This window comes from Ramlibacter paludis, from assembly GCF_022012305.1.
GTDB classification, from domain to species: Bacteria; Pseudomonadota; Gammaproteobacteria; order Burkholderiales; family Burkholderiaceae_C; genus Ramlibacter; species Ramlibacter paludis.
Window position 1 is genome coordinate 35,811 of record NZ_JAKLTM010000002.1, and the last position, 22,263, is coordinate 58,073.

Genomic DNA, 22,263 nt, shown 5'->3' on the forward strand with positions numbered 1-22,263 from the left:
CGTGGCTTTGGTCGGCGTGGCGGGATTCGAACTCGCGACCCCTTGCACCCCATGCAAGTGCGCTACCAGGCTGCGCTACACGCCGAAGCCCTCGATTATAACCGCCTTAATGCACGGTACTGAGCAGGTCGCGGATTTCGAACAGTTCGCGCTTCAACAGCTGCAGCTTCTGGGTCATCGCGTCGCGCTCGCTTTCCTCCAGCATCATCGAATCGCCGAAGGTGCTGTCCATCAAGGTGGAGTCCTCCACCTCGATCACGTCCACGCCATCGAGCATCACCTCGCCGGCGCGGCGCTTGTCGCGCTCCACCTGCACGATCTCCTGCAGCTTGTTGCGCGCGCCGCTGATCGTGAAGCCCTGGTCGTACAGCAGGTCCCGGATGCGCCGGATCATCAGCACCTCGTGGTGCTGGTAATAGCGCCGGTTGCCGCGCCGCTTCATGGGCCGCAGCTGGGTGAACTCCTGCTCCCAATACCGTAGCACGTGGGGCTTGACGCCACACAGCTCGCTGACCTCACCGATGGTGAAGTAGCGCTTGGCGGGGATTGCCGGGAGGGCTTTCTCCATTGAAATCAATCTACTAGGAGAGAAAGCTCGAAGGTTACTCTAACTGGCGGAAGCTGCAAAGCCGGGCAGTGGCCCGTCCCCGGGAGGCGTTGCTTTTTGTTGCGTCCGGCGATCAGCGGCCGGCCGCGGCCGTCAGGCGGCGTCGCCCGCGCCGCCGCCGTTGCCCTGGATCTGCTCCTTGAGCTTGTGGCTGGCGTGGAAGGTGACCACGCGCCGGGCATCGATCGGGATGGCTTCGCCGGTGCGAGGGTTGCGGCCCGGGCGCGGCGCCTTGGTGCGGATCTGGAAGTTGCCGAAGCCGGAGATCTTCACGTCCGCGCCGTCGACCAGGCTGCCGGCGATGAGGTCGAAGAAGGCGTCGATCATGTCCTTCGACTCGCGCTTGTTCAGCCCGATCTGCTCGAACAGCAGCTCCGCCAGCTGGGCCTTGGTCAACGCGGGCGTCTCCAGGCTCTCGACGGCAAACTCCATGGTGTCCTCTTCCTTCGGCAATCTTGTTGTTGTCAGGTCCGCCACAGGCTCATCCCCTCAGGCGCCCACCGAGCCGGGAAGCGATGCGCTCCACCACCGCCCGCACGGCGGCCTCGATCTGGTCGTCGGTCAGTGTGGCGTCGGCGCTGGCGAGCGTCAAGCGCACGGCCAGGCTTTTCTCGCCCGCGGCCATGCCGGCCGTGGCTTGCTGCGGCTTGTAGACGTCGAACAGCAACGCATCGCGCAGCAGGCCGCCGGTGTCGGCACTGCGGATGGCCTCCATCAGCGCGCCGTGCGTCACCTGGTCGCCGACGATGATCGCCAGGTCGCGCTCGGCCGGCTGGAACTTGGGCACCGGTTCGAATTCGGGCACCCGGCGCGCGGCGACCGCGTCCAGGTCGATCTCGAACAGCAGCGGCGTGTGCGGCAGCTCCCACTGCTGGCGCCAGCGCGGGTGCAGTTCACCCAGCACGCCGACCTGCCGGCCGCCGACTCGGATGGCGGCGCAGCGGCCGGGGTGCAGCGCCGGATGTTCCGCCGCCACGAACTCTGCCTGCAAGGGCGCCAGCAGCGCCTCGACGTCGCCCTTGAGATCGTAGAAATCGACCTGCCGGCCCTTGTGGCCCCACTGCAGGCCATCGGGGTCGCCATAGGCCAGGCCGGCGACCTTCATCGGCTGGCGCACGCCGCGCACCGTGGTGTCGGTGGTCTGCACCGAGGCATCGCGCGCGAACACGCGGCCGACCTCGAACACGCGCACCCGTTCGGCCTTGCGGTCGACGTTGTGCTTCAGCACCTGCAGCAGCGAGCCGAACAGCGAGGAGCGCATCACGCTCATCTGGCTGGCCATCGGGTTCAGCAGCGCAATCGGGTCGGCGTTGCCGGCCAGTTCCTGCTCCCAGCGCTTGTCGACGAAGCTGAAGTTGATGGTTTCCTGGTAGCCCAGGCCGGCCAGCAGGCGGCGCACCGCGAAGCGGCTGCGGCGGTTCTCCGGCGGCAGCTTGGCCGTGATGGGCGCCCGCGGCGGCGTGGTCGGCAGCTTTTGGTAGCCGACGACGCGCACCACTTCCTCGATCAGGTCTTCCTCGATCGCGATGTCGAAGCGGTACAGCGGCGGCGCGACCGTGATCACGCCGTTCTTGCCCGCGGCGGGCAGGCCCAGCCGCTGGAAGGCATCCAGGCACTGCGCTTCGGTGATGGGCATGCCGATCACCTTGGCGGCGCGCGCCACCCGCAACTGCACCGGCTCGCGCTGCGGCAGCTGCGCGACCTGGTCGTCCATCGGGCCGGCCTCGCCGCCGCAGATGTCGAGGACCAGGCGCGTGATGTGCTCGATGTGGTCGACGGTCTGGCTCGGGTCGACGCCGCGCTCGAAGCGGTGGCCGGCGTCGGTGGAGAAGTTGAAGCGGCGCGAACGGCCCTGCACGGCCTCGGGCCACCAGAACGCGGCCTCGACGTAGACGTTCTTCGTGGCGTCGCTCACGGCCGTGGCGTCGCCGCCCATGATGCCGGCCAGCGACTCGACTTCGCGGTCGTCGGCAATCACGCCGACCTTCTCGTCGACGCTGATGGTGGTGCCGTTCAGCAGCTTCAGCTGCTCGCCGGGGCGGCCCCAGCGCACGTCCAGGCCGCCGTGGATCTTGTCGTAGTCGAAGATGTGCGAGGGCCGGCCGAACTCGAACATCACGTAGTTGGAGATGTCGACCAGCGCGGTCACGCTGCGCTGGCCGCAGCCGGCCAGGCGCTCGACCATCCACTGCGGCGTCTTCGCCTGGGTGTTCACGTTGCGGATCACCCGGCCCGAGAAACGGCCGCAGAGGTCGGGCGCGCTCACCTTGACCTTCAACTTGCCGTCGTGCGTGGGCTGCACCGGCGGGAAGCTCGGCTCCTGCAGCGGCGCGCCGGTCAGCGCCGACAGCTCGCGCGCCACGCCGTACACCGACAGCGCATGCGCCAGGTTGGGCGTGAGCTTGAGCGTGAAGACGTGGTCGTCGAGGTTCAGCACCTGGCGCACGTCCTGGCCGAGGGGCGCATCGGCTGCCAGTTCCAGCAGGCCGCCGTGGTCCTCACTCAGCTTCAGCTCGCGCGCCGAGCACAGCATGCCCTGGCTCTCGACGCCGCGCAGCTTGCCCAGCTTGATCGCGAAAGGCTTGCCGTCTTCGCCCGGCGGCAGCTCGGCGCCGACCAGCGCGGTCGGCACGCGGATGCCGACGCGGGCGTTCGGCGCGCCGCAGACGATATTGAGCAACGCGCCCTGCCCCACGTCCACCTGGCACACGCGCAGGCGGTCGGCATTCGGGTGCTGCACGGCTTCCTTGATCTCGCCCACCACCACCTTGCTGAAGGGCGGCGCGAGCGGCCGCAGCTCTTCGACCTCCAGCCCGCCCATGGTCAGGGTGTCGGCGATTTCTTGGGTGGACAGCGGCGGGTTGCAGAACGCGCGCAGCCAGGACTCGGGGAATTGCATGTCTTAACGGAATTGCTTCAGGAAACGGATGTCGCCTTCGAAGAACAGGCGCAGGTCGTTGACGCCGTAGCGCAGCATGGTCAGCCGGTCCGGGCCCATGCCGAACGCGAAGCCGATGTGCTTCTCCGGGTCCAGCCCCATGTTGCGCACCACGTTCGGGTGCACCTGGCCGGAGCCGGCCACCTCCAGCCACTTGCCGGCCAGCGGCCCGCTCTGGAACTGGATGTCGATCTCGGCGCTCGGCTCCGTGAAGGGGAAGAAGCTCGGACGGAAGCGCAGCGCGAGGTCGTCGCTTTCGAAGAAGGTGCGGCAGAAGTCGGTGAAGACGACCTTCAGGTCCTTGAAGCTCACGTTCTCGCCCAGCCACAGGCCTTCGCACTGGTGGAACATGGGCGAATGGGTGGCGTCGCTGTCGACGCGGTAGGTGCGGCCCGGGGCGATCACGCGGATCTCGGGCATCGGCTCGCCGCGCTGCACGGCTTCCGCGTACTTCTTGATGTGCTGGTGGGCAAAGCGCACCTGCATCGGGCTGGTGTGCGGCCGCAGGTTGTAGGGAATGCCGTCGTCGCCGTCGATGTCGACGTAGAAGGTGTCCTGCATCGACCGCGCCGGATGGTTCGGCGGGTTGTTGAGCGACGTGAAGCTGTGCCAGTCGCTCTCGACCTCGGGACCGTCGGCCACGTCGAAGCCCATGCTGGCGAAGATCTGCTCGATGCGCTCCAGCGTCAGCGACACCGGGTGCAGGCCGCCCGGCTCGCGCACGCGGCCCGGCAGCGAGACGTCCAGCGCCTCGGCCTTCAGCTGCGTTTGCAGTTCCGCGTCGGCCAGCGCCTGGCGCCGCTCGTTCAGCGCGGCCTCGATCGCCTGCTTGGCGACGTTGATGGCGGCACCGCGCGACTTCTTCTCGTCCACGGGCAGCGCGGCCAGGCCCTTCATCAGCTCGGTGATGCGGCCGGACTTGCCGACGTACTGCGCCTTGGCGTTTTCCAGGTCGGCCGGCGTCCGGGCCTCCGTGAAGGCGGCCTGGGCGGAGGCGACGATGGCGTCGAATTCTTGGGTCATGGGAAAACGAAAAAGGGACCAGTGCTTGCAAGCCCTGGCCCCTGAAGATTGCCTTGTTGGTCGGCCGGGCGGCGCGAACGCCGCCCGTCGTGAACTCAAGCAGCCAGCTTGGCCTTGACTTGCTCCACGATGCCGGCAAACGCCGCGGGGTCGTGATAGGCGATATCGGCCAGGACCTTGCGATCGATGTCGATGCCGGCCTTGCGGATCCCGTTGGCGAACTGGCTGTAGGTCAGGCCGTTCGAACGCGCGGCGGCGTTGATACGGGCGATCCACAGCTGGCGGAAGACGCGCTTCTTGGCGCGGCGGTCGCGGTAGGCGTACTGGCCCGCCTTCATCACCGCTTCTTTGGCGATGCGATAGACGTTGCCGCGGCGGCCGCGGAAGCCCTTGGCGAGGGCGAGGACCTTCTTGTGACGGGCGCGTGCCGTTACACCACGTTTGACGCGAGGCATGTGTGTTCTCCTAGTCTTGGTGGTTTACAGGCCCGCGAACGGCAGCATCTGCGCCATGTGACCCATGTTGGTCTCATGCACAGCGACTGCACCCCGCAGGTGGCGCTTGTTCTTGGTGGTCTTCTTGGTCAGGATGTGACGCTTGAAGGCTTGGCCGCGCTTGACCGTCCCGCCGGGACGAACGCGGAAGCGCTTCTTGGCGCCGCTCTTGGTCTTCATCTTGGGCATGTGAATGCTCCTTCTACTTTTGTGCTCGTGAGGCGTCGCGGGATGAATCCCGCTCCTTGATGGCCCCGAGCCACTTGTGAAACCCTAAGGTTTCGCGGAAAGCCCAAAGGCTCTCCCATCACCGCCACCGCGGCGACCAACCGTGATGGCTTTGAATTCCTACTGCGCCGTCGTCGCGCCGGCGGGGGCCGGTGCGGCTTCGGTCGCCGGCTTGGCAGGCGCCGGCTTCTTCTTGCCCGGCGCGATCATCATGATCATCTGCCGGCCTTCCAGCTTGGGGAACTGCTCCACCAGGATGGTGTCCCCGAGGTCGTCGCGCAGGCGGTTCAACAGCGCCATGCCGATTTCCTGGTGCGTGATCTCGCGGCCGCGGAAGCGCAGCGTGATCTTGCACTTGTCGCCTTCCGCCAGGAAACGCCGGATATTGCGCAACTTGATGTTGTAGTCGCCGTCATCCGTTCCGGGGCGGAACTTGATTTCCTTGATTTCGATGACCGTCTGCTTGGCTTTCGCTTCGGCCGCCTTCTTCTGTTCCTGGTACTTGAACTTGCCGTAGTCCATCAGCCGGCACACGGGCGGGCTGGCGGTCGCGGCGATTTCGACCAGGTCCACATCGAGCTCACCGGCCATGCGCAGGGCTTCCGCCAGGCTGACGATTCCCAGGGGCTCGTTGTTCGGTCCGCTCAGGCGGACTTCCGGGGCCATGATTTCCCGGTTCAGGCGGTGCTTGCGTTCCTCGCGTTGGCGGCGGTCACGAAATTCAGTAGCGATGGTCTTCTATCCTGTTCAAAAATGAAGCAACCCGTCGTCAGCGCTTGTTGGCGATGTCTTCGGCCAGCAGCTTGGAGAAAGCTTCCAGCGACATCACGCCCAGGTCCTTGTTGCCCCTGGCGCGCACGGCGACGGCACCAGCCGCCATCTCCTTGTCGCCGACGACAAGCAGGTAAGGCGGCTTTTGCAGCGAGTGCTCCCGTATTTTATACGTAATCTTCTCGTTGCGCAGATCCGTCTGCAGCCTAAGCCCTTGATTCCTCAGCGTTTTGGCGATCTCTTCGGCGTAGGGGGCCTGGTGTTCCGTGATGTTCAGCACCACCGCCTGCACCGGCGCGAGCCAGGCGGGGAGCGCTCCGGCGTGGTGTTCGACCAACATGCCGATGAAACGTTCCAGGCTGCCGACGATGGCCCGGTGCAGCATCACGGGGTGGGCGCGGCCGCTCGTCTCCGTGACATATTCCGCACCCAGGCGCTCCGCCGTGTTGAAGTCGACCTGCATCGTGCCGCACTGCCACTGCCGGCCCAGGGCGTCCTTGAGCGTGTATTCGATCTTCGGGCCGTAGAAGGCGCCGTCGCCGGGCGAGACCACGAAATCCACCCCGGAGCGCCGCAGCGATTCCATGACGGCGTGTTCGGCCTTGTCCCAGAGCTCGTCGGAACCGACCCGGTTCTCCGGCCGCGTGGCAACCTTGTAGAGGATCTCCGTGAAGCCGAAATCCCGGTAGACCTGCTGCAGCTTCGCCGTGTACGCGACGCACTCCTCCAGGATCTGGTCTTCCGTGACGAAGGCATGGCCGTCGTCCTGCGTGAAGCCGCGCACCCGCATGATCCCGTGCAGCGCGCCCGAGGGCTCGTTGCGGTGGCACTGGCCGAATTCGCCGTAGCGCAGCGGCAGGTCGCGGTAGCTGCGCAGCTGCGACTTGAAGATCAGCACGTGGCCCGGGCAGTTCATCGGCTTGAGCGCGTACTCGCGCTTCTCCGACTCCGTCGTGAACATGTTCTCGCGGTAGTTCTGCCAGTGGCCCGTCTTCTCCCACAGGCTCTTGTCCAGGATCTGCGGGCCCTTCACTTCCTGGTAGCCCGTGTCCTTGTAGACCTGGCGCATGTACTGCTCGACCTGCTGCCAGACCGCCCAGCCCTTGGGATGCCAGAACACCACGCCCGGGGCCACGTCGTCGATGTGGAACAGGTCCAGCTCGCGGCCCAGCTTGCGGTGGTCGCGCTTCTCGGCCTCCTCCAGCATCGTCAGGTACTGCTGCAGTGCCTCCTTGCTGGCCCAGGCCGTGCCGTAGACACGCTGCAGCATCTCGTTGCGGTGGTCGCCGCGCCAGTAGGCGCCGGCCACCTTCATCAGCTTGAAGTGCTTCAGCTTGCCCGTGCTCGGCACGTGCGGGCCGCGGCACAGGTCCTCGAACTTGCCCTCGGCGTACAGCGACACGTCCTCGCCCTGCGGGATGCTGCCGATGATCTCCGCCTTGTAGGCCTCGCCGATGGACTTGAAATGCGCCACCGCCTCGTCACGCGGCAGCACGCGGCGCGTCACCGGTTCGTCCTTGGCCGCGAGCTCGCCCATGCGCTTCTCGATGGCCGCCAGGTCCTCGGGCGTGAAGGGCCGCTTGTAGGCGAAGTCGTAATAGAAGCCGTTCTCGATGACCGGGCCGATCGTGACCTGCGCCTCGGGGAACAGCTCCTTGACGGCATAGGCCAGCAGGTGGGCCGTCGAGTGGCGGATCACGTCCAGGCCTTCCGGGTCCTTGGCCGTGAGGATGGCGAGCTTGGCATCGTTCTCGATGCGGTAGGCCGTGTCGACGACCTTGCCGTCGACCTTGCCGGCGAGCGCCGCCTTGGCCAGGCCGGCGCCGATGGAGGAAGCCACTTCGGCCACCGTGACGGGGTTTTCGAATTGGCGGTGGGAGCCGTCGGGGAGCGTGATCTGGATCATGGTGGAAAGCGAAGAACGGACAACAAAAAAGCGCGGGGGCAGCCGCGCTTTTCGTTGGGTTGGAGCAACTCAGTGCACGCGACTACGCGGCCGCTAGCGGGCCGTGGACCTTTCGAAAGTAGTTCGCGGTGTCATAACCGGGTTGCCTTTCTCGCTCTTGTTGCTCAGGAGATACGTTCCATTCTAACTCGCCTTGACGTATCCCGTGCCGCCGCAGCGAGGGCACTCGGTGATGACGGTCTGCTTTTCCACCTCGAAGTTCTCGTTGATGTTCTCGCTGTCGAAGTGCAGCTGGCCGCTGCCGCCGCAGTCGGGACAGCGGTTCTGCTGCAGCGCGCTGGCGTCGAAGGCGCCCGTCGTTTCTTCCGTCGAATCGCTCATGCTGGACTCCCTCCATGGCAGTTAGCCCAACTGTACGGAGGGCGGCGGAAAAGGCAAGGCGAAAAAAAGCCCCGCAAGCGGGGCTTTTCCGGAAAACGGCCGATCAGGCCGCCTTCTTGTGATCCTCGAAGAACTGTTCGTCCTCCGTCGATCCCTTCAGCGCCGCAGTCGACGCATTCGCTTCGATCGTGGTGGTCACCGCGTCGAAGTAACCCGTGCCCACCTCGCGCTGGTGCTTCACCGCGGTGAAGCCCTTGTCGGCGGCGGCGAACTCCTTCTGCTGCATCTCGACGAAGGCGGTCATGTTGTTGCGGGCATAGCCGTAGGCCAGCTCGAACATCGAGTAGTTCAGGCTGTGGAAGCCGGCCAGCGTGATGAACTGGAACTTGTAGCCCATGGCGCCCAGCTCCTTCTGGAACTTGGCGATGGTCGCGTCGTCGAGGTTCTTCTTCCAGTTGAACGAAGGCGAGCAGTTGTACGCCAGCAGCTTGCCGGGGAACTTGGCGTGGATCGCGTCGGCGAAGTCCTTGGCGAACTTCAGGTCCGGCGTGCCGGTCTCGCACCAGATCAGGTCGGCGTACTCGGCATAGGCGAGGCCGCGGCTGATCGCCTGCTCCAGGCCCTTCTTGCTGCGGTAGAAGCCTTCGACCGTGCGCTCGCCGGTCAGGAAGGGCTTGTCGGTCTCGTCGACGTCGGTAGTCACCAGGTCGGCGGCTTCGGCATCGGTGCGGGCCAGCAGGATGGTGGGCGTGCCCATCACGTCGGCGGCCAGGCGCGCGGCGATCAGCTTGGCGCAGGCTTCGCGGGTGGGCACCAGCACCTTGCCGCCCATGTGGCCGCACTTCTTGACGGAAGCGAGCTGGTCCTCGAAGTGCACGCCGGCGGCGCCCGCTTCGATCATGGCCTTCATCAGCTCGAAAGCGTTCAGCACGCCGCCGAAGCCGGCTTCCGCGTCGGCCACGATGGGCGCGAAGTAGTCGATGTAGCCCTCGTCGCCGGGGCCCTTGCCTTCCTGCCACTGGATCTGGTCGGCGCGCGCGAAGGTCGCGTTGATCTTCTTGACCACCTTCGGCACCGAGTCCACCGAGTACAGCGACTGGTCGGGGTACATCTCGCCGTTGCTGTTGGCGTCGCCCGCCACCTGCCAGCCGGAGAGGTAGATGCCCTTGAGGCCGGCCTTGACCTGCTGCATGGCCTGGTTGCCGGTCAGCGCGCCGAGCGTGTTGACGAAGGGCTCGGTGTTGATCAGGTTCCACAGCTTCTCGGCACCGCGCTTGGCCAGCGTGTGCTCGATCTGCAGGGAGCCGCGCAGCTTGACCACATCGGCGGCGCTGTAGCCGCGCTTGATGCCTTTCCAGCGCGGGTTCTCGGCCCAGTCCTTCTCCAGTTGGGCGATCTGCTGTTCACGCGTCAGGTGGGTCCAGTTGCTCATTGCTCTTCTCCAGGGTTGATGTCGAATCGTTTGGCCTGGAGTGAATTCTGCAGTCTTGTAGAAGACTTTTGCAGCTCTTATGTCTTATACAAGACATATTTTTATTTCATTTGAAATCAACGGCTTACGATCTTCTTTCCGCAATGCGGAAACCTGTTTCTTGTATCGAGAAAAAATGCGGCGGCGCACCATCAAGGAATCTCACGATGCGAAACGCTGGTCACATCCGGTGAAACAGGATCCAGTCGCCGTGCCCGATTGGCGTGCGGCCCATGACGCGCTTCGCATTGATCTCGTACAGCAGGCAGCTGCGCGTGCCGCCCTCCACCAGCACGTCGACCTCGCGCTTGAAGTACTCGCTGTCGTTGCCCGGCACGATCTGCTCGATGCGATCGAGCACGGCCTCGAGCTCCGGCGTGATGCGGTAGACCTCGCCGACCACGGTCACCGCTTCTTCGCCGCCCAAGGTGAGGCCCGGGTACCAGTCGAAGTGGTAGAGCCGGCCGCGCACCTCGCCCATGCCGACGTAGCCGGGCGCCGGCTGCAGGCGGTTGATGTCGTTGCGCCCGCCGCGGCGCAGGGTGCCGTAGACGAAGACGAGGCGCTCGGGGGCTTCAGGCATGATGCGGCGGACTTTTCTGCTGGCGCCATTGTCGATGAGCCTCGTTCCCAGCCGCCCCGCGGCCTATGCCTGCCTCGCGCTCAGCATGGCGCTGGTGGGCAGCTACGTGGCGCTGTCCAAGCCGCTGGTGGCAGCCATCCCCGTGTTCCTGCTGGCGTGGCTGCGCTTCGGCATCGGCGCGCTGGCGATGCTGCCCTGGTTGCGCAAGCCGGCGAACGAGCCGCCGCTGACGCCGCGCACGCGCGGCCTGCTGTTCCTCGAATCCTTCCTCGGCAACTTCCTGTTCTCCATCTGCATGCTGTTCGGCGTGAGCATGACCAGCGCGGTGTCGGCCGGCGTGATCATGGCGGCGATCCCGGCCGTCGTCGCGCTCCTCAGCTGGGCTTTCCTGCGCGAGCCGATTTCGGGCCGCATCTGGACGGCGATCGCCTGCGCCGCCGCCGGCATCGGCCTGCTGGCCGTCGCCAGTCCGCACGCGGCGGGCTCTGCCCGGGAAGTGCAGCTGGCCTGGCTGGGCAACCTGCTGGTGTTCGCGGCGGTGGTGTGCGAGGCCTCGTATGCCGTGATCGGCAAGGCGCTGACCGGCGCGCTCGGGCCCAAGCGCATCACCTCGCTGATCAACCTGTGGGGCCTGGCGCTGGTGACGCCGATGGGGCTGTGGGGCGCCCTGCACTTCGATTTCGGCGCGGTCGCGCCGGGCACCTGGCTGCTGCTGCTGTTCTACGGCCTGGCGGCCAGCGTGTGGACCGTGTGGCTGTGGATGACCGGCCTGAAGGTCGTGCCGGCCGCGCAGGCCGGCGTGTTCACGGTGATGCTGCCGGTGAGCGCGGCGGTGGTGGGGGTGGTGTTCCTGGGTGAAAAGCTGGGCGGCTTGCAGCTGGTGGCTTTCCTGGCGGCGCTGGCGGGGGTGCTCCTGGCGACCGCGCCGGTGCGGCGCTAGCGCCCTACCGCCCGGTCACCTTCTTCAACACCGGCTTGATGTCCTCCCGCTTCGCCGGCAACACCTTCGCATTCTCCCGCGGCACGTTCAACACGATCGCCGTCGACGTCTCGGTCAGCAGGCAGAACTTCGTCACCACCGCATCCAGGTGCTCGACGTCGATCACCGCGATTTCCAGGATCCAGCTGTCCTCCCCGGTGACGTTGAAGGCATTGACCACCTCCGGCGTCTGCTCGATCAGCTTGACCACCCGCGCGTACTCGGCACGCCCGACCCGCACCAGCGCGCGGATGCCGTAGCCCAGGCGCTGGTAGTCCACCACCGCCCGGTAGCCCTTGATGTAGCCGGCCATCTCGAGCTTGCGCACCCGCTCGGTCACCGCCGGCTGCGACAGGTGGACCTTGCGTCCCAGTTCCGCCATGGAGATCCGCGCATCGCGCTGCAGCTCGTCCAGGATGCGGGCGTCATAGGCGTCCAGTTCGGGAACTTCGGTGGCCATGGGCTTCAACCTTCAAAAACAAGGCGACATGCTACTGCAGACCTTGAATGATGCATGGCCGGGGCGGCACGGTCCCCCTACGATCACCGCCCATGACGACCGCCGCCACCCCGTTCCCCTCCGCCGGCCGCGCTCCGGCCGCCCCGCCGCTGCTGCTGCCCGCCCTGCTCGCCTGCTACCTGGTCTGGGGCTCGACCTACCTGGCGATCCGCTACGCGCTGGACAGCTTCCCGCCCTTCTTCCAGATGGGAACCCGCTTCCTCACGGCGGGCGGCCTGCTGATGGGCCTGATGCTGTGGCGCCGCGCCCCGCTGCCCACCGCCAGGCAATGGCGCAACGCGCTGGTGGTCGGCGCGCTGATGCTGGGAGGCGGCATGGGCCTCACGGCGAGCGCCGAAGTGCACATCGGTTCGGGCCTGGTCGCCGCCTTCATCGCCGTCATCCCGATCCTCACCTGCGGCTGGGGCCTGCTGTTCGGCCGCCGGCCGCACCGCCTGGAATTCGCGGGCATGGCCGTGGGCCTGGCCGGCGTGCTGTGGCTCGTGCGCGGCGCGAGTTTTTCCGCGGCGCCGGCGGGCCTCGCCTGCATCGCGGGCGCGGCGCTCGCCTGGTCGCTCGGCTCCGTGCTCGCCACGACGAAGCTGCCGCTGGCCCCCGGCCCCATGGGCTTCGCGAGCGAAATGTCGTGTGGCGGCGCGGTGTTGATGCTCGTTTCTCTCGCGATGGGTGAGCAGTTCGCGTGGCCCGCGCAGCCGGCGGCACTCGCGGCGTGGGCGTATCTCGTGGTGTTCGGCTCGCTCGTCGCCTTCAGCGCGTACCTCTACCTGCTGGCGAATGCGAGTGCCGCGGTGGCCACGAGCTACGCGTTCGTGAACCCCGTGATCGCGCTCGCGCTCGGTGTTTTCATTGGGAAAGAAGCCGTTTCCAGAGGGGAATGGCTCGCCTGCGGCGTGATCTTCATTGGCGTTTTCCTGATCCTCAGAGGGAAAACGGCCTCCGCGCCTCGCTGAAAAAGCAACATTTCCCAATGAAAAAACGCGTTTTTCGCTTTTACGGCGCCGCGTTCTCCATTAGCATCCGCAGTGCCAGTGGAGTGCAGTTCCATTGGTGGTTCTTAAACTTCTAGAAGGAAACAGATCATGGCAACTGCGAAGAAGACGGCGGCGAAGAAGGCGCCGGCGAAGAAGGCGGCTCCGGCGAAGAAGGCCGCTGCCAAGAAGGCTCCGGCGAAGAAGGCGCCGGCGGCCAAGAAGGCTCCCGCGAAGAAGGCGGCTCCGGCGAAGAAGGCCGCTGCCAAGAAGGCCCCGGCGAAGAAGGCGGCTGCGAAGAAGGCCCCGGCCAAGAAGCGCACCCCGAACGCGGCGTTCATGAAGCCCCTGACCCCGGACGCAGCGCTGGCCGCCGTCGTGGGCTCGGCTCCCCTGCCCCGCACGGAAATCGTCAGCAAGCTCTGGGCCTACATCAAGAAGAACAAGCTGCAGGACAACGTCAACAAGCGCATGGTGAACGGCGATGCCAAGCTGAAGGAACTCTTCGGCAAGGCGCAGGTTTCCATGTTCGAGATGGCTGGCCTGATCGGCAAGCACGTCAAGTAAGCCAGGCTTCGCCTCGCTTCTCGAAGGGCCGGTGCGAACCGGCCCTTTCTCGTTTCAGGACCCTGACCGATGAATCATCTCGAACGGATCGCCAAGGACGCCGCCCCCGCCGCCGAGGCCTGGTCGGTGCGCTTCGTCAGCGAACAGGCCGAGCAGCTGACCGTGCGCCGCGACGCGCCGGAAGCGCCCTGGCGCCAGCGCGACGCCGGCGCCATGGTGAGCGTCTGCGCCGGCGGCGGCCAGGCCTTTGCCGCCACCAGCGACCTCAGCGCCGCCGGCCTGCGCGCCGCCTTTGCGCAGGCCAAGGAACTCGCCCTGGCCTGCGCACCGCACAGCCTGGTCGACGGCCGCGAAGCGCTGGCGCAGGCCGCCGAAGGCCGCTACGCGTCGCCGACGCAGCGCCCGGTGGAGACGCTGGGCCTGGCCGAGAAGTACGAGCTGCTGGGCGCCGTGTGCGCCGGCGCCAACCTGGGTGCCGCCATCGTGGACCGCAGCGCGTCGCTGTGGACCACCCGCACCGAGCAGCTGTTCCTCACCGGCGACGGCGGCCGCGTCGAGCAGCACTGGGACTTCGTGGTGCCGGGCCTCACGGTCGTGGCCAGCGAAGGCGGCGAGACCCAGACCCGCTCCGCCGCCGGCCAGTACAACGGCTTCTGCCAGCAAGGCGGCCTGGAAGTGCTGGAGCGCGCCCGTTTTGCCGGGGACGGCCCGCGCGTCGCGCGCGAGGCGCTCGAGCTGCTGAAGGCACCCAATTGCCCCAGCGGCGAGATGGACCTGCTCCTGATGCCCGACCAGATGATGCTGCAGATCCACGAGAGCATCGGCCACCCGCTGGAGCTGGACCGCATCCTCGGCGACGAGCGCAACTTCGCCGGCACCAGCTTCGTCACGCTCGACATGTTCGGCCACTACCGCTACGGCAGCGAGCTGCTGAACGTGAGCTTCGCGCCCGACGTCAGCGCGCAGTTCGCCAGCTACGCCTTCGACGACGACGGCACGCCGGCGCGGCGCGAATGGATCATCCGCAACGGCATCCTGCAGCGGCCGCTGGGTGGCACGCTGTCGCAGGCCCGCGCGCGGGCCCTGCGGTCCGACATCGCCGGCGTCGCCAACTCCCGCTCCAGCAGCTGGAACCGCGCGCCGATCGACCGCATGGCCAACCTCAACGTCGAGCCCGGCGACTCCACCCTGGAGCAGATGATCGCCAGCATCGACGACGGCGTGCTGATGCGCACCAACGCTTCCTGGAGCATCGACGACTCGCGCAACAAGTTCCAGTTCGGCTGCGAGTACGGCCAGCGCATCCGCAAGGGCCAGTTGGCGGAGGTGGTCAAGCGGCCCAACTACCGCGGCATCTCGGCCAGCTTCTGGCGCTCCCTGGCCATGGTGGGCGATGCGAGCACCTTCCAGGTCATGGGCACGCCGTACTGCGGCAAGGGCGAGCCCAACCAGGTGATCCGCGTCGGCCATGCTGCGCCGGCCTGCAAGTTCGAGCGCGTGTCCGTGTTCGGGGGAGCCGCCTGATGCGTGACTACTTCGAACGACTGGCCGCCGGCGTCTGCACGCTGCCGGCGGGGCTGGATCGCACCAGCCTCTCCTTCTCGGCGGAAGACTCGGACTTCCTGCGCTTCAACAAGGCACTGGTGCGCCAGGCGACGCACGTGCAGCAGCGCTATGGCACCGTCAGCGTGGTGGCCGGTTCGCGCCGCGCCAGTTCCACCTGCGCGCTTTCGGGCGATGCCGACGCGGACCTGAAGCTGCTGCTGGCCGAGCGGGACCAGCTGGCGCGGCAGTTGCCGCTGGTGCCGGAAGACCCTTTCTTGCTGCTGCCGGACACGGTGCACTCGACCGAGCGCGTGGCAACCGGCAGCCTGCCCACGCCGGCGGAACTGATCGCGGAAGTGACGCGCCTCGGCGCCGGCACCGACCTCGTCGGCTTTTACGCTGCCGGGCCCATGGTGCGCGGCTACGCCGACAGCCGCGGCCAGCGCAACTGGCATGCGGTGGAAAGCTTCCACTTCGAGTGGTGCCTGTACCGCGAGGCCGACCTGGCCGTGAAGTCCTCCTACGCCGGCGCCGCCTTCAGCGCGCGCGAGCTGGCGGCGCGGATGGAGCGGGCGCGGGCGCAGCTGGAAGTGCTGGGCCGCCCGCGCAAGACGCTGGCGCCGGGCGCGTACCGCGTCTGCTTCAGCCCGGTGGCGGTGGCGGACCTGCTGGCCACGCTGTCCTGGGGCGGCTTCGGCGAGCGCGCGGCCCGCACCGGCGTCAGCACCCTGGTGCAGCTGCAGCGCGGGCTGCAGCAGTTCCATCCCGCCGTCCGGCTCACGGAAGACATCGCCAACGGCCTGGCGCCTGCGTTCCAGGACGACGGCTTCGTCAAGCCCGCGCAGGTCGCGCTGGTCGCCGAGGGCCGCATGGCCGGCACGCTGGTGTCGCCGCGCAGCGCCCGCGAGTACGGCCTGGCCAGCAACGGCAACGCGGAGGAAGGCCCGGAGGCGCTGGCGATGGCGCCGGGATCGCTGCCCGCCGCCGATGCGCTGAAGGTGCTGGGCACCGGCGTCTACCTCAGCGACCTGCACTACCTGAACTACAGCGACCGCCAGGCTTGCCGCATGACGGGCATGACGCGCTTTGCCTGCCTGTGGGTGGAAGACGGCGTGCCGGTCGCGCCGATCTCGGTGATGCGCTTCGACGATTCGCTGCTGCGCATGTTCGGCAGCGGGCTGGTGGCGCTGACGGACCGGGCGGAGCTGGTGCCGGACAACGCGACCTACGGATCGCGGCACCTGCGCAGCGTTTCGGCGCCAGGGGCGGTCGTCGACGGGTTCGTGTTTACGTTGTAGGGCGGGCAGCCGCGGTTCGTTCCTCACCACGGCCTACGAGGCACCATAGTGGGATTCCGTAGGCCGGGGTGGCAACCCCGGCTTGCGCGTTCGAACCCACCGTAGGCCGTGGTGAGCCGCAGGCGAACCGCGGCTTCACCCCTTCTTCTTCAGGGCCGCTTCCGTGATCCCGCTCAGCGTCCCGCGCGTCGTGATCACCTCCGCATCCAGCATCACTTCGATCAGCGTGCCCTGCTGGCGCTCGATCGCCGCCAGCAGCGCTGGCTCGAACTCCGCGGTCTTCGTGATGCGCTGGCCGTGGTAGCCGTAGGCCTTCGCCAAGCCGACGAAATCCGGATTCGCCAGCGCCGTGCCGTGCACCCGCTTCGGATACTCGCGCTCCTGGTGCATGCGGATCGTCCCGTAGGTGCCGTTGTTCAAGAGCACGATGATCGAGCGCGCGCCATGCTGCGCCGCCGTCGCCAGCTCCTGCCCGTTCATCAGGAAGTCGCCGTCGCCCGCCATCGTCAGGGCGATGCGGCCGGTCAGCAGGTTGGCCGCGATGCCCGCCGGCACGCCGTAGCCCATCGCGCCATTGGTGGGGGCCAGCTGGGTCTTGTGGCCCTTGGCCAGGCCATGGTGCTTGAAGAAGCGGTGCGTCCACGACGCGAAGTTGCCCGCGCCATTGGTCAGCACCGCGTCTTCGGGCAGGTGCTTCTGCAGCAGCGCCACGATCGCCGGCATGTCGATGTCGCCCGGCAGCTTCTGCGGCACCAGGTTGCCCTGGTAATCCGCGTTGGCCGCGGCGGTCCAGTCGGCCCAGGGCAATTCCGGTGGCGCGCTCAGCACCTCGAGGGAGCGCGCGGCGGCGTTCATCGTGGCGTTGATCGCCAGGTCGGCCTGGTAGACGCGATGGAGCTCCTCGGCGCTGGCATGGATGTGCACCAGCTTCTGCTGGGCCTTCGGCGGCTTCAGCAGCGTGTAGCCCCCGGTGGTCATCTCCCCCAGGCGCGGGCCGATCGCGAGGATGAGGTCGCTGTCCTTCACCCGTGCGGCCAGCTTCGGATTGATGCCGATGCCGACGTCGCCCGCGTACTGCGGGTGGTGGTTGTCGAAGCAGTCCTGGAAGCGGAAGGCGTTGCCCACCGGCAGCTTCCAGTTCTCGGCAAAGCGCTGCAGCGCCTGCGCCGCCTGCGGCGTCCAGCCGCCGCCGCCGGCGATCACGAAGGGCTTCTTCGCCGCCAGCAGCATCTCGCGCAAGGTGCGCAGTGCGCCGGGATCGCTCCAGGCCTCGACGGCTTCCACGCGCGGCAGCGGACGCGCCGCCGTTTCCTTCGTCAGCATGTCTTCCGGCAGCACCAGAACCACCGGCCCCGGCCGCCCGTTCATGGCGGTGGCGAAGGCGCGGCTCACGTACTCGGGAATGCGGTCGGGGTCGTCGATGCGCTCCACCCGCTTGGCCATGCCCTTGGTGCTGGGGCCCAGGAACACGCCGTAATCGACTTCCTGGAAGGCTTCGCGGTCGCGCTGGTCGCTGGCGACGTCGCCGACGAACAGCACCATCGGCGTCGAGTCCTGGAAGGCCGTGTGCACGCCGATCGAGGCGTTGGTGGCGCCCGGCCCCCGCGTCACGAAGCAGACGCCCGGCCGGTTCGACAACTTGCCCGCCGCCTCGGCCATGTAGGCTGCGCCGCCTTCCTGCCGGTTGATCACGAAGCGGATCTTGTCGCGATACTGGTGGAAGCCATCGAGCACGGCCAGGTAGCTCTCGCCCGGAACGCCGAACACGTGGCTCACCCCCTGTGCAACGAGACACTCGACAATCAGGTGGCCGGCGAGCTGTGTGGACGGGTTCATGCGCTTGACTCGATTAACTGATTAGTGAATTATCTGGACATGGCTCGAGACCCCAGCCCCGCCACCGAAGAGCGCACGCGCGATGCGGACCGCTCCCAGAGCACCATCCTAGCAGCGGCCCGGGACGAATTCGCCGAGCACGGCCTGGGCGGCGCGCGGGTGGACCGCATCGCCGAACGGGCCGGCCTGAACAAGCGCCTCATCTACTACTACTTCGAGGACAAGGAGAAGCTGTTCCAGGCGGTGCTGGAGCAGGCCTACCGCGACATCCGCGAGCAGGAGGCGCAGCTGCACCTGCTGGACCTGGAACCGGCGCAGGCGGTGCGCCGCCTGATCGAGTTCACCTGGAACTACTACCTGGCGCACCCGGAGTTCATGACGCTCCTGAACAGCGCCAACCTGCACCGGGCGCGCCACCTCGAAGGCTCGCAGAAGGCGCGCGAGCTCAACTCGCCGCTGGTGGACACGCTGGCGGCGGTGCTGGAACGCGGACGCCGCGACGGCACCTTCCGCGGCGGCGTTGACCCGGTGCAGCTCTACGTGTCGATCGCCGGCATCGCCTACTTCTACCTCTCGAACACGCACACCCTGTCGGCCATCTTCGGGCGCGACCTGATGACGCCCAAGGCGAGAAGCGAGCGGCTGTCGCACATGACGGACGTGATCCTGGGCTACCTGCTGCGCAGCTAATTCCCGACCCCGCCCGCGGGGCTTGCATGCGTCAAAGCTCCGCCCCATAATTCACCAAACAGTGAATTAACCCAGGAGACAAGACCGATGAAGCTTTCCCGCCGTGCGCTTGCAGCCGCCGCTTTCGCCCTGCCGCTCGCCGCCTTTGCCCAGTCCGGCTATCCCAGCAAGCCGATCCGCGTGATCGTGCCCTTTGCCGCCGGCAGCACCACCGACATCATTGCCCGCGCCATCGGCGACAAGATGGGCCAGAGCATGGGCACCACGCTCGTGATCGAGAACAAGGGCGGCGCCAGCGGCACCATCGGCCAGGCCGCGGTCGCGACGGCCGCGCCGGACGGCTACACGCTGATGATCCACTCGTCCTCGCACACGGTCAGCCCGCACACCTTCGCCAAGCTGCCCTTCGACACGGTGGCCGACTTCGCGCCCGTCACGCCGATCTCCTCGACGCCCAACGTGCTGGTGATCGCGCCCTCGAAGAACATCAAGTCGCTCAAGGAGCTGCTGGCCGCCGCGCGCGCCAAGCCGGGCAGCATGAACTTCGCCTCCGCCGGCCAGGGCAGCGCCACCCACCTGAACGCCGAGAAGTTCAAGCTGGCCGCGAAGATCGACGCGCAGAACATTCCCTTCAAGGGCTCCGCCGAAGCCGTGACCGAAGTGGCCGCCGGCCGCGTCGACTACTACTTCTCGCCCATCGCACCGGTGATCGGCCAGATCAAGACCGGCCAGCTGGTGCCGCTGGCCGTCGGCTCGCCCAAGCGCGCCGCCGCCCTGCCCGACGTGCCGACCACCGCCGAAGCGGGCGTGCCCGGCTCCGAGTTCAACTTCTGGATCGGCATGTTCGCGCCGGCCAGGACGCCCAAGGACATCGTCGACCGCCTCCAGGCCGAAGTGGTCAAGGCGCTGGCCACGCCGGAGGTCAAGGAACGCTTCGCCGCCCTGGGCGCCGACGCCTGGACGCTCAAGCCCGCCGAGTTCGACGCCTACCTGCGCGAAGAGATCAAGACCAACGCCGCACTGGTCAAGGCCGCCGGCCTCGAAGTGCACAAGCAATAACCGCCAGCCAGCAAGGAGCAGCCATGCCCACCCAACGTCTCGGAATCATCATGCACGGCGTCACCGGACGCATGGGCATGAACCAGCACCTGATCCGCTCCATCGTCGCCATCCGCAACCAGGGCGGCGTGACGCTCTCCAACGGCGACAAGGTCATGCCCGACCCGATCCTGATCGGCCGCAACGCCGAGAAGATCGAGGCGCTGGCCAAGGCGCACGGCATCGCGCGCTGGGGCACCGACCTCGATGCGGCGCTCGCGAACCAGGACGACACCGTCTTCTTCGACGCCGGCACCACGCAGATGCGCCCCAAGCTGCTGGCCAAGGCGCTGCGCGCGCGCAAGCACGTCTACTGCGAGAAGCCGATCGCCACCACGCTGGGCGAGGCGGTGGAGATCGCCAAGCTGGCCGAGAAGTCGGGCCTCAAGCACGGCGCCGTGCAGGACAAGCTGTTCCTGCCCGGCCTGCGCAAGCTGGACATGCTGCGCCGCGCCGGCTTCTTCGGCCGCATGCTGTCGCTGCGGCTGGAGTTCGGCTACTGGGTGTTCGAAGGCGACCTGCAGCCGATCCAGCGCCCGAGCTGGAACTACCGGGCCGAAGACGGCGGCGGGATGATCCTGGACATGATGTGCCACTGGCGCTACGTGCTGGACAACCTGTTCGGCGAAGTGAAGTCCATCTCCTGCCTGGGCGCCACCCACATCCCGACGCGCTGGGACGAGGACGGCAAGCCTTACACCGCCACCGCCGACGACGCCGCCTACGCCATCGCCGAACTGGTGGGCCACAACGGCGAGCCGGTGATCGCGCAGCTGAACATGTCCTGGGCCACCCGCGTCAACCGCGAGGACCTGGTGACCTTCCACGTCGACGGCACGCACGGCTCCGCCGTCGCCACCCTCACGTCGTGCAAGGCGCAAAGCCGCGTGAACACGCCGCGCCCGGTGTGGAACCCGGACGTGAAGAACACCATGAACTTCAGCGAGCAGTGGCAGGACGTGCCGGACACGCAGGTGTACGACAACGGCTTCAAGATCCAGTGGGAAGCCTTCATCCGCCACGTGGTGGAAGACGCGCCCTACAAGTGGACACTTCCCGAAGGCGCCAAGGGCGTGCAGCTGGTGGAAGCCGCGCTGCAAAGCTGGAAGGAACGCCGCTTCGTCGACGTGCCCGCCCTGCAGTTCTGAGGACGCGCGCCATGGCCTCGACCCTGCAACTGCCCACGCCGGCCGGCGCGCTGGAGAACTACACGCTGCGCGGCTCCACCCCGGTGCAGCCCGCCCAGGGCGTGAAGTTCAACCGCATCGCCTACTCCGCCGCCCACGTGGTGGCCAACCCGCTGGCCGCCGTCGATCCCTGGCTGCAGGCCGCGGTCGACTGGGACGCGACCATCGCCTACCGGCAGCGCCTGTGGTCGCTGGGCCTGGGCGTGGCCGAAGCCATGGACACGGCGCAGCGCGGCATGGGCCTGGACTGGCCGACCTCGCTGGAACTGATCCGCCGCTCGCTGGACGCGGCGCGCGACGTCCCCGGTGCGCTGGTTGCCTCGGGCTGCGGCACCGACCACCTCGCGCCCGAAGACGCGAAGAACGTCGACGACGTGATCCGCGCCTACGAGCAGCAGATGGAAGCCATCGAGAAGCTGGACGGCAAGCTGATAGTGATGGCCTCGCGCGCGCTGGCCCGCGTGGCGAAGTCGCCCGCGGACTACGAGAAGGTCTACGGCCGCATCCTGTCGCAGGCGAAGCAGCCCGTGGTGCTGCACTGGCTGGGCGACATGTTCGACCCGGCGCTGGCGGGTTACTGGGGCAGCAAGGATGTCGATGCCGCGATGGACACCGCGATCGGCATCATCGCCGCGCACGCCAGCAAGGTGGACGGCATCAAGATCTCGCTGCTGGACAAGGACAAGGAGATCGCGATGCGCCGGCGCCTGCCGCCGGGCGTGCGCATGTACACGGGCGACGACTTCAACTACGCGGAGCTGATCGCCGGCGACGGCTGGGGCCAGGAACCCACGCACGGCAAGAGCGACGCGCTGCTGGGCATCTTCGACGCCATCGCGCCGGCGGCCAGCGCCGCGCTGGGCGAACTGGCGCGCGGCAACATCGAGAAGTTCCACGCGATCCTCGGCCCCACGGTGCCGCTGTCGCGCCACATCTTCGCGGCGCCCACGCGCTTCTACAAGACCGGCGTCGTCTTCATGGCCTGGCTCAATGGCCACCAGAAGCACTTCGCCATGGTGGGCGGCCAGCAAAGCACGCGCAGCCTGCCGCACTTCGCCGAGCTGTTCCGCCTGGCCGATGCGGCCAACCTGCTGGAACAACCGGAGCTGGCCACGAAGCGCATGAAGATGCTGCTGGCCCTGCACGGCGTCGAGTGATCCGAACCCCGAGGAG

22 protein-coding genes and 1 tRNA gene are annotated in these 22,263 nt (G+C 67.4%); 9 read left to right on the forward strand and 14 right to left on the reverse strand.

The window, feature by feature from the left end; translation table 11 throughout:
• Positions 1-8 precede the first annotated feature (8 nt).
• From LZ009_RS06770 to LZ009_RS06825, 12 genes are all read right to left on the reverse strand, one after another.
• Positions 9-85: transfer RNA gene (locus LZ009_RS06770), tRNA-Pro, on the reverse strand.
• 21 nt (positions 86-106) lie between these two features.
• The gene (locus LZ009_RS06775; protein WP_275697150.1) at positions 107-568 is read right to left on the reverse strand and encodes a MerR family transcriptional regulator; all 462 of its coding nucleotides are present in this window, start codon (positions 566-568) and stop codon (positions 107-109) included.
• A 132-nt stretch (positions 569-700) separates the two neighbouring features.
• Complete coding sequence (locus tag LZ009_RS06780; RefSeq protein ID WP_275697151.1) at positions 701-1,039, reverse strand: integration host factor subunit alpha; 339 nt, start codon at positions 1,037-1,039, stop codon at positions 701-703.
• 49 nt (positions 1,040-1,088) lie between these two features.
• Positions 1,089-3,506, reverse strand: a complete 2,418-nt coding sequence (gene pheT, locus LZ009_RS06785) for a phenylalanine--tRNA ligase subunit beta (RefSeq protein WP_275697152.1) — start codon at positions 3,504-3,506, stop codon at positions 1,089-1,091.
• Between the two features lie 3 nt (positions 3,507-3,509).
• Positions 3,510-4,568: a phenylalanine--tRNA ligase subunit alpha gene (gene pheS / locus LZ009_RS06790; RefSeq protein WP_275697153.1), complete on the reverse strand. Its 1,059-nt coding sequence runs from the start codon at positions 4,566-4,568 to the stop codon at positions 3,510-3,512.
• A gap of 95 nt (positions 4,569-4,663) precedes the next feature.
• The gene (gene rplT, locus LZ009_RS06795) at positions 4,664-5,023 is read right to left on the reverse strand and encodes a 50S ribosomal protein L20 (RefSeq protein ID WP_275697154.1); all 360 of its coding nucleotides are present in this window, start codon (positions 5,021-5,023) and stop codon (positions 4,664-4,666) included.
• A 24-nt stretch (positions 5,024-5,047) separates the two neighbouring features.
• Entirely contained in the window at positions 5,048-5,251 is a 204-nt protein-coding gene (rpmI, locus tag LZ009_RS06800; RefSeq protein ID WP_013901101.1) for a 50S ribosomal protein L35, read from the reverse strand.
• 159 nt (positions 5,252-5,410) lie between these two features.
• Complete coding sequence (gene infC, locus LZ009_RS06805) at positions 5,411-6,022, reverse strand: translation initiation factor IF-3 (protein WP_275697899.1); 612 nt, start codon at positions 6,020-6,022, stop codon at positions 5,411-5,413.
• A gap of 37 nt (positions 6,023-6,059) precedes the next feature.
• The gene (gene thrS, locus LZ009_RS06810) at positions 6,060-7,967 is read right to left on the reverse strand and encodes a threonine--tRNA ligase (RefSeq protein ID WP_275697155.1); all 1,908 of its coding nucleotides are present in this window, start codon (positions 7,965-7,967) and stop codon (positions 6,060-6,062) included.
• 183 nt (positions 7,968-8,150) lie between these two features.
• The gene (locus tag LZ009_RS06815; RefSeq protein ID WP_275697156.1) at positions 8,151-8,348 is read right to left on the reverse strand and encodes a hypothetical protein; all 198 of its coding nucleotides are present in this window, start codon (positions 8,346-8,348) and stop codon (positions 8,151-8,153) included.
• Between the two features lie 103 nt (positions 8,349-8,451).
• Complete coding sequence (gene aceA / locus LZ009_RS06820) at positions 8,452-9,762, reverse strand: isocitrate lyase (protein WP_275697900.1); 1,311 nt, start codon at positions 9,760-9,762, stop codon at positions 8,452-8,454.
• A gap of 238 nt (positions 9,763-10,000) precedes the next feature.
• Entirely contained in the window at positions 10,001-10,402 is a 402-nt protein-coding gene (locus tag LZ009_RS06825; protein ID WP_275697157.1) for a gamma-glutamylcyclotransferase family protein, read from the reverse strand.
• A gap of 34 nt (positions 10,403-10,436) precedes the next feature.
• On the opposite strand from LZ009_RS06825, the gene LZ009_RS06830 reads away from it, so the two are divergent.
• Complete coding sequence (locus LZ009_RS06830) at positions 10,437-11,342, forward strand: DMT family transporter (protein WP_275697158.1); 906 nt, start codon at positions 10,437-10,439, stop codon at positions 11,340-11,342.
• A gap of 4 nt (positions 11,343-11,346) precedes the next feature.
• On the opposite strand, the gene LZ009_RS06835 is transcribed toward LZ009_RS06830, so the two are convergent.
• On the reverse strand, positions 11,347-11,841 hold the full coding sequence (locus LZ009_RS06835) for an Lrp/AsnC family transcriptional regulator (protein ID WP_275697159.1): 495 nt from the start codon (positions 11,839-11,841) through the stop codon (positions 11,347-11,349).
• A gap of 92 nt (positions 11,842-11,933) precedes the next feature.
• On the opposite strand from LZ009_RS06835, the gene yedA reads away from it, so the two are divergent.
• From yedA to LZ009_RS06855, 4 genes are all read left to right on the forward strand, one after another.
• The gene (gene yedA / locus LZ009_RS06840) at positions 11,934-12,851 is read left to right on the forward strand and encodes a drug/metabolite exporter YedA (protein WP_275697160.1); all 918 of its coding nucleotides are present in this window, start codon (positions 11,934-11,936) and stop codon (positions 12,849-12,851) included.
• A 129-nt stretch (positions 12,852-12,980) separates the two neighbouring features.
• Entirely contained in the window at positions 12,981-13,436 is a 456-nt protein-coding gene (locus tag LZ009_RS06845; RefSeq protein WP_275697161.1) for an SWIB/MDM2 domain-containing protein, read from the forward strand.
• A 69-nt stretch (positions 13,437-13,505) separates the two neighbouring features.
• Positions 13,506-14,960 (forward strand): TldD/PmbA family protein, encoded by a 1,455-nt coding sequence (locus LZ009_RS06850; protein ID WP_275697162.1) that lies wholly within the window; start codon positions 13,506-13,508, stop codon positions 14,958-14,960.
• Positions 14,960-16,279 carry a metallopeptidase TldD-related protein gene (locus LZ009_RS06855; protein WP_275697163.1) on the forward strand — a complete coding sequence of 440 codons (1,320 nt, stop codon included), beginning with the start codon at positions 14,960-14,962 and terminating at the stop codon, positions 16,277-16,279. Before LZ009_RS06850 ends, LZ009_RS06855 begins: the two co-directional genes overlap by 1 nt.
• A gap of 135 nt (positions 16,280-16,414) precedes the next feature.
• On the opposite strand, the gene LZ009_RS06860 is transcribed toward LZ009_RS06855, so the two are convergent.
• Positions 16,415-18,115, reverse strand: coding sequence for a thiamine pyrophosphate-binding protein (locus tag LZ009_RS06860; protein ID WP_275697164.1), 1,701 nt, complete (start codon positions 18,113-18,115; stop codon positions 16,415-16,417).
• A 39-nt stretch (positions 18,116-18,154) separates the two neighbouring features.
• Here LZ009_RS06860 and LZ009_RS06865 point away from each other — a divergent pair, with 39 nt between their 5' ends.
• The 4 genes from LZ009_RS06865 (at position 18,155) to LZ009_RS06880 (ending at position 22,247) form a co-directional block, all read left to right on the forward strand.
• Positions 18,155-18,805 carry a TetR/AcrR family transcriptional regulator gene (locus tag LZ009_RS06865; RefSeq protein WP_275697165.1) on the forward strand — a complete coding sequence of 217 codons (651 nt, stop codon included), beginning with the start codon at positions 18,155-18,157 and terminating at the stop codon, positions 18,803-18,805.
• Between the two features lie 87 nt (positions 18,806-18,892).
• Positions 18,893-19,864, forward strand: coding sequence for a tripartite tricarboxylate transporter substrate binding protein (locus LZ009_RS06870; RefSeq protein ID WP_275697166.1), 972 nt, complete (start codon positions 18,893-18,895; stop codon positions 19,862-19,864).
• A gap of 23 nt (positions 19,865-19,887) precedes the next feature.
• Positions 19,888-21,051, forward strand: coding sequence for a Gfo/Idh/MocA family protein (locus LZ009_RS06875; protein WP_275697167.1), 1,164 nt, complete (start codon positions 19,888-19,890; stop codon positions 21,049-21,051).
• 11 nt (positions 21,052-21,062) lie between these two features.
• Positions 21,063-22,247 (forward strand): dihydrodipicolinate synthase family protein, encoded by a 1,185-nt coding sequence (locus LZ009_RS06880; RefSeq protein ID WP_275697168.1) that lies wholly within the window; start codon positions 21,063-21,065, stop codon positions 22,245-22,247.
• Positions 22,248-22,263: the final 16 nt, after the last annotated feature.

Coding starts and splice junctions, on each gene's coding strand:
- LZ009_RS06775 (WP_275697150.1), bottom strand. CDS start 568: ATGGAGAAAGCCCTCCCGGCAATCCCCGCCAAGCGCTACTTCACCATC.
- LZ009_RS06780 (WP_275697151.1), bottom strand. CDS start 1,039: ATGGAGTTTGCCGTCGAGAGCCTGGAGACGCCCGCGTTGACCAAGGCC.
- pheT (WP_275697152.1), bottom strand. CDS start 3,506: ATGCAATTCCCCGAGTCCTGGCTGCGCGCGTTCTGCAACCCGCCGCTG.
- pheS (WP_275697153.1), bottom strand. CDS start 4,568: ATGACCCAAGAATTCGACGCCATCGTCGCCTCCGCCCAGGCCGCCTTC.
- rplT (WP_275697154.1), bottom strand. CDS start 5,023: ATGCCTCGCGTCAAACGTGGTGTAACGGCACGCGCCCGTCACAAGAAG.
- rpmI (WP_013901101.1), bottom strand. CDS start 5,251: ATGCCCAAGATGAAGACCAAGAGCGGCGCCAAGAAGCGCTTCCGCGTT.
- thrS (WP_275697155.1), bottom strand. CDS start 7,967: ATGATCCAGATCACGCTCCCCGACGGCTCCCACCGCCAATTCGAAAAC.
- LZ009_RS06815 (WP_275697156.1), bottom strand. CDS start 8,348: ATGAGCGATTCGACGGAAGAAACGACGGGCGCCTTCGACGCCAGCGCG.
- LZ009_RS06825 (WP_275697157.1), bottom strand. CDS start 10,402: ATGCCTGAAGCCCCCGAGCGCCTCGTCTTCGTCTACGGCACCCTGCGC.
- LZ009_RS06830 (WP_275697158.1), top strand. CDS start 10,437: ATGAGCCTCGTTCCCAGCCGCCCCGCGGCCTATGCCTGCCTCGCGCTC.
- LZ009_RS06835 (WP_275697159.1), bottom strand. CDS start 11,841: ATGGCCACCGAAGTTCCCGAACTGGACGCCTATGACGCCCGCATCCTG.
- yedA (WP_275697160.1), top strand. CDS start 11,934: ATGACGACCGCCGCCACCCCGTTCCCCTCCGCCGGCCGCGCTCCGGCC.
- LZ009_RS06845 (WP_275697161.1), top strand. CDS start 12,981: ATGGCAACTGCGAAGAAGACGGCGGCGAAGAAGGCGCCGGCGAAGAAG.
- LZ009_RS06850 (WP_275697162.1), top strand. CDS start 13,506: ATGAATCATCTCGAACGGATCGCCAAGGACGCCGCCCCCGCCGCCGAG.
- LZ009_RS06855 (WP_275697163.1), top strand. CDS start 14,960: ATGCGTGACTACTTCGAACGACTGGCCGCCGGCGTCTGCACGCTGCCG.
- LZ009_RS06860 (WP_275697164.1), bottom strand. CDS start 18,115: ATGAACCCGTCCACACAGCTCGCCGGCCACCTGATTGTCGAGTGTCTC.
- LZ009_RS06865 (WP_275697165.1), top strand. CDS start 18,155: ATGGCTCGAGACCCCAGCCCCGCCACCGAAGAGCGCACGCGCGATGCG.
- LZ009_RS06870 (WP_275697166.1), top strand. CDS start 18,893: ATGAAGCTTTCCCGCCGTGCGCTTGCAGCCGCCGCTTTCGCCCTGCCG.
- LZ009_RS06875 (WP_275697167.1), top strand. CDS start 19,888: ATGCCCACCCAACGTCTCGGAATCATCATGCACGGCGTCACCGGACGC.
- LZ009_RS06880 (WP_275697168.1), top strand. CDS start 21,063: ATGGCCTCGACCCTGCAACTGCCCACGCCGGCCGGCGCGCTGGAGAAC.